Annotated in this window: 5 protein-coding genes and 1 pseudogene; 4 read left to right on the top strand and 2 right to left on the bottom strand. The window is 72.4% G+C overall.

Going from position 1 to position 4,135, the window contains the following annotated elements; genetic code table 11:
- The 4 genes from ku to AC30N0_RS00710 all read left to right on the top strand — a co-directional run.
- Positions 1-834, top strand: an 834-nt coding sequence (gene ku, locus AC30N0_RS00725) for a non-homologous end joining protein Ku (protein ID WP_489516029.1), incomplete at its 5' end; no start/stop codon positions are given.
- Positions 835-891: 57 nt separating this feature from the next.
- Positions 892-1,659, top strand: a complete 768-nt coding sequence (locus AC30N0_RS00720) for an SDR family NAD(P)-dependent oxidoreductase (RefSeq protein ID WP_489516028.1) — start codon at positions 892-894, stop codon at positions 1,657-1,659.
- Between the two features lie 76 nt (positions 1,660-1,735).
- A complete protein-coding gene (locus AC30N0_RS00715; protein WP_489516027.1) occupies positions 1,736-2,833 on the top strand; it encodes a BMP family ABC transporter substrate-binding protein in 1,098 nt (365 codons plus the stop codon).
- A gap of 47 nt (positions 2,834-2,880) precedes the next feature.
- Positions 2,881-3,432 carry a hemerythrin domain-containing protein gene (locus AC30N0_RS00710; RefSeq protein ID WP_489516026.1) on the top strand — a complete coding sequence of 184 codons (552 nt, stop codon included), beginning with the start codon at positions 2,881-2,883 and terminating at the stop codon, positions 3,430-3,432.
- A 1-nt stretch (position 3,433) separates the two neighbouring features.
- Here the strand turns inward: AC30N0_RS00710 and AC30N0_RS00705 are convergent, their stop codons facing one another.
- Both AC30N0_RS00705 and AC30N0_RS00700 read right to left on the bottom strand, forming a co-directional pair.
- Positions 3,434-3,763, bottom strand: coding sequence for an AzlD domain-containing protein (locus tag AC30N0_RS00705; RefSeq protein WP_489516025.1), 330 nt, complete (start codon positions 3,761-3,763; stop codon positions 3,434-3,436).
- Positions 3,760-4,135: pseudogene (locus tag AC30N0_RS00700) on the bottom strand (AzlC family ABC transporter permease); the annotation flags it as partial. The pseudogene AC30N0_RS00700 and the gene AC30N0_RS00705, both read right to left, overlap by 4 nt.

The following is a 4,135-nucleotide window of genomic DNA, read 5'->3' as shown; positions in this document are numbered from 1 at the left end:
GCGCCACCCGCGGCCCCGGCATCACCGGCGCCAGCGGCCGTGGTGCGCAGTCCCGATGCCCAGGCGGCTTGGCACCGGCCCGCCGCGGAGCCGTCGATCGTCGAGCGTTCCGACATGGTCAAGGGCTACGAGTTCGAGCCGGGGCGCTTCGTCCTCTTCGAGCCCGAGGAGCTCAAGGCGCTGGCCGAGGCATCGCGGCAGACGATCGACATCGTCGCCTTCATTCCCGAGCGTTCGGTTGACCCGATCCACTACGACAAGGCGTACTTCCTGGCCCCCGACAAGCGCGGCGGGAAGCCGTACTCGCTGCTCCTGAAGGCGATGCGCGAGAGCGGGCGCTGCGCGCTGGCCAAGTGGGCCTGGCGCTCCAAGCAGACCATGGTGCAGATCCGCCCGGTCGACGGCGGCCTCGTCCTCCAGCAACTCCTGTATGCCGACGAGGTGCGTTCCATCGCGGATCTCGACATCGACCTCGTCGAGGTCGGCCAGGCCGAGCTCGACCTCGCGGTCCGTCTCATCGAGCAGATCTCCGCCGACGGCTACGACCCCACGCTGTACGCCGACGAGGAAAAGGAGCGCATCCTCGCCGCGGTCCAGGAAAAGATCGCCGGCCGGCAGATCGTCGTCGAGCACGGGGCCGCGCCGCGGGCCCTGCCCAGCGCGCAGGTGATCGATCTCGTCGCTGCGCTCAAGGCAAGCCTCGGCCCGGCGGCTGTCGCGCCTCGCGACGCGCCCGCCAGGGCCGCCACGAAGGCGAGTACCGGGAGAGAACGCAAGCCGGTCCGCCGCGCCGCGCCGCCGCCGGCCGGGAAGACGGCCGCCGGGAAGCGTTAGCCACGCGAGCGGCGCGAGAATGCCCCGCGGCATCTGCGCCGCCCACCCTGGACCCAGATGAGCGACTCCCCCTTTTCCCTGCGGCAGCGCCGCGCCCTGGTGATCGGCGGCGGCAGCGGCATCGGCCGCGCCATCGCGCTCGGCCTCGCCGGGGCCGGTGCCGACGTCCACGTCGTCGGCCGGCGCGCCGACCGTCTCGCGGAGGCGTGCGCCGCGATCCGCGCCCGCGGCGTCGGCGCGAAGGCCTTCGCCGCCGACGGCGCCGCCGCGGCCGCGCGCGCCGGGGTGGGGGAGCGCGTCGAAGGCGAGGTCGGCGTCCCCGACATCCTGGTCAACGCCCAGGGCGTGATGACGCTCGGGCCGGCCGAGTCCTACGACGAGAGCGACTTCGACCGCATCATGGCCACCAACGTCAAGAGCGTCTGGTTCGCCTGCACGCGCTTCGGCAAGGGCATGCTGGCGCGCGGCAGCGGCGCCGTGATCAACATCGCCTCGCTGGCCTCGTTCCGCGGCTTTCCGCGCAACGGCGTCTACTGCGTCAGCAAGCACGGCGTGCGCGCCCTGACCGAGACGCTGGCCGCCGAGTGGGCCTCGCGCGGCGTCCGCGTCAACGCGATCGCGCCGGGCTTCTTCCTCACCGACCTGAACCGCGACGTCATGGGCGACGAGCGCAAGGCCCGGGCCCTGGCGCGCGTGCCGATGGGCCGCTTCGGCGAGGTCGACGAGCTCGCCGCCGCCGCCGTGTACCTCGCCTCGCCCGGCGCCGCCTACGTGACCGGGGCGACGATCCCGGTCGACGGCGGCTTCCTCGCCACCGGGATGTAGGGCCCGGGCGACAATCGCGAAGCCGCGGCGTGCCCCCGCCGCGGCGCTTTCCTCCGGGGCCATGTCGGGGTCAACCATGTTGAAAAACCTCATCCGCGGCAGCGCCTGCGCGCTGCTCGCCGGTCTCGCGGCCCTCGCCACGCCTTCGTCACGATCCGCCGAGCCGTTGACGGTCGGCTTCGTCTACGTGACGCCGATCGGCGACGCCGGCTGGACCTACCAGCACGAGCTCGGCCGGCGCGAGATGCAGCAGGCGCTCGGGGCGCGCGTCAGGACCCTGGTCGTCGAAGGCGTCGCCGAAGGCGCCGACTCGGAGCGCGTCATGCGTGACCTGGCGCGCCAGGGCGCGGGGCTCGTGTTCGCGACCAGCTTCGGCTACCTCGAGCCGGCGCTGCGCGTCGCCGCCGAGTTCCCGGCCGTGAAGTTCGAGCATGCCGGCGGCTACAAGCGCGCCGCCAACCTCGCCACCTACGACGCCCGCTACTACGAGGCGCGCTGGCTGGCCGGCTTCGTCGCCGGCAAGGCGAGCGCGAGCGGCAGCGCCGGCTACGTCGCCGGCTTCCCGGTTCCCGAGGTGGTCCAGGGGATCAATGCCTTTGCGCTGGGGATGCGGGCGGCCAACCCGAAGGCGACCGTGCGCGTGCTCTGGCTCGACACCTGGTTCGACCCGGCGCGCGAGCGCGCGGCGGCGCAGGCGCTGATCGACCAGGGTGCCGACGTGCTCACCCACCACAGCGGCTCGACGGCGGTGGCCCAGGCGGCGCAGGCGAACTTCCGCAGCCGCCGGGTGCGCGTGATCCCGTACCCGAGCGACATGCGCGCCTTGGCGCCCGACGCGCAGCTGGCCGCCATCGTCCACCGCTGGGGCGCCTTCTACGCCGGCGTCGCCGAGCGCGTCCTCGCCGGCACCTGGTCGGCAGAGCCGGTCTGGGGCGGCATCGCCAGCGGCATGGTCGACATCGCCGCGCTCGACCCGGCGCTGCCGTCGGAAGTACGCGCCGCGGTGGCGTCGCGCCGTGCCGCGATCGTCGACGGACGCTTCCAGCCGTTCAGCGGCAGGCTCGTCGACAACCGCGGCAGCGTTCGTCTCGCCACGGGCGCTCTCGACGACGCACGCATCAAGACCATGGACTGGTTCGTCGAGGGTGTCGTCGGCCAGGCATCGGCACGCTGATTGCTGTTGGCCGCTGTCCACCCCACCACGAGAAAGAGGAGTCCCGAATGCCCGCAGCGAAGAAGACGGCCGCGAAGAAGACGCCGGCCAAGAAGGCGCCTGCCAGGAAGTCAACGTCGTCCGCCGGCGGCGGGCGCGACGCGATCGCCTTGCTCAAGGCCGACCACAAGGAGGTCAAGGCCCTCTTCGAGGAGTACGACGAGCTGGCGCAGGCGGAGGCCGAGGTCGGCGAGCGGCAGACCCTCGCCGAGCAGATCTGCGACATGCTCACGGTGCACGCGACGATCGAGGAAGAGATCTTCTATCCGGCGGCGCGCGATGCCGAGGTCGACAGCGACCTCCTCGACGAAGCCGACGTCGAGCACGCTTCGGCGAAGGACCTGATCGCGCAGATCAAGGGCATGAGCCCCGATGACGAGCTGTACGACGCCAAGGTCAAGGTCCTCGGCGAGTACGTGAACCACCACGTCGAGGAAGAAGAGGGCGAGATGTTCCAGAAGTGCCGCAGAGCGAAGATGGATCTCGCCGGCCTCGGTGCCGAGCTCGAGACGCGCAAGATGTCCCTGATGGAAGAGATGGCCGGCGGCATCCCGTCCTAGGTCACCAGCCCAGGAGCAGGCGCAAGGGCAGGTACGCGGCGAGCCCGGCCAGCAGCGGGCCGAGCACGCCGGGCCGCCAGGCGTAGAACAGGGTCGCGGCCGCCGCACCGCCGAGGCGGGCATCGCGCCAGGTGCCGATCAGCTCGCCCTGGCTCATGAGGATCTCGGGCGCCAGCACGGCCACGAGGGCTGCAAGCGGGGCTGCCTGCAGGGCCCGCTGCAGCGGCTCCGGCATGCGCAGCTCTCGCTCGGAGAACAGGAAGAAGCCGCGCGTCAGGAAGGTGACCACGGCCAGGCCGAGGATCGCGACCACGCCGTGGCCCCAGCTCATCGCTTCTCGCCCATGCGCGTCGCGGCACGCCCGGCCTGCTCGAGCAGCAGGCCGGCAGCCACGGCAGCGGCGATCGCGACCAGGATGTTCAGCTTCAGCGGGAGGGCGAAGGCGGCGACCGCCGCCGTCCCGGAAACGATCGCTGCCAGCCACGCGGCCCGGTCGACGAGGAGCGCGTAGACCAGCCCGAGCATCGACAGCGTGCCAGCGAAGCCCAGGCCCCAGGACATGGGCACCTGCGACGAGGCCAGGATGCCGAGCAGCGACGCCGACTGCCACACCAGCCAGACGGCCGCCGCGCCGCCGGCGGCGTAGCGCGCCTGTCCCGGCTCGTGCCGGCCGCTGGGCCAGGCGCGCTGGAACATGACGATG

It is taken from the genome of Rhizobacter sp. (assembly GCF_031412495.1).
Classification (GTDB): domain Bacteria; phylum Pseudomonadota; class Gammaproteobacteria; order Burkholderiales; family Burkholderiaceae_C; genus Schlegelella_A.
The sequence above is the reverse complement of the archived record's forward strand: the minus strand, read 5'-3'. Positions and strand labels throughout refer to the sequence as shown.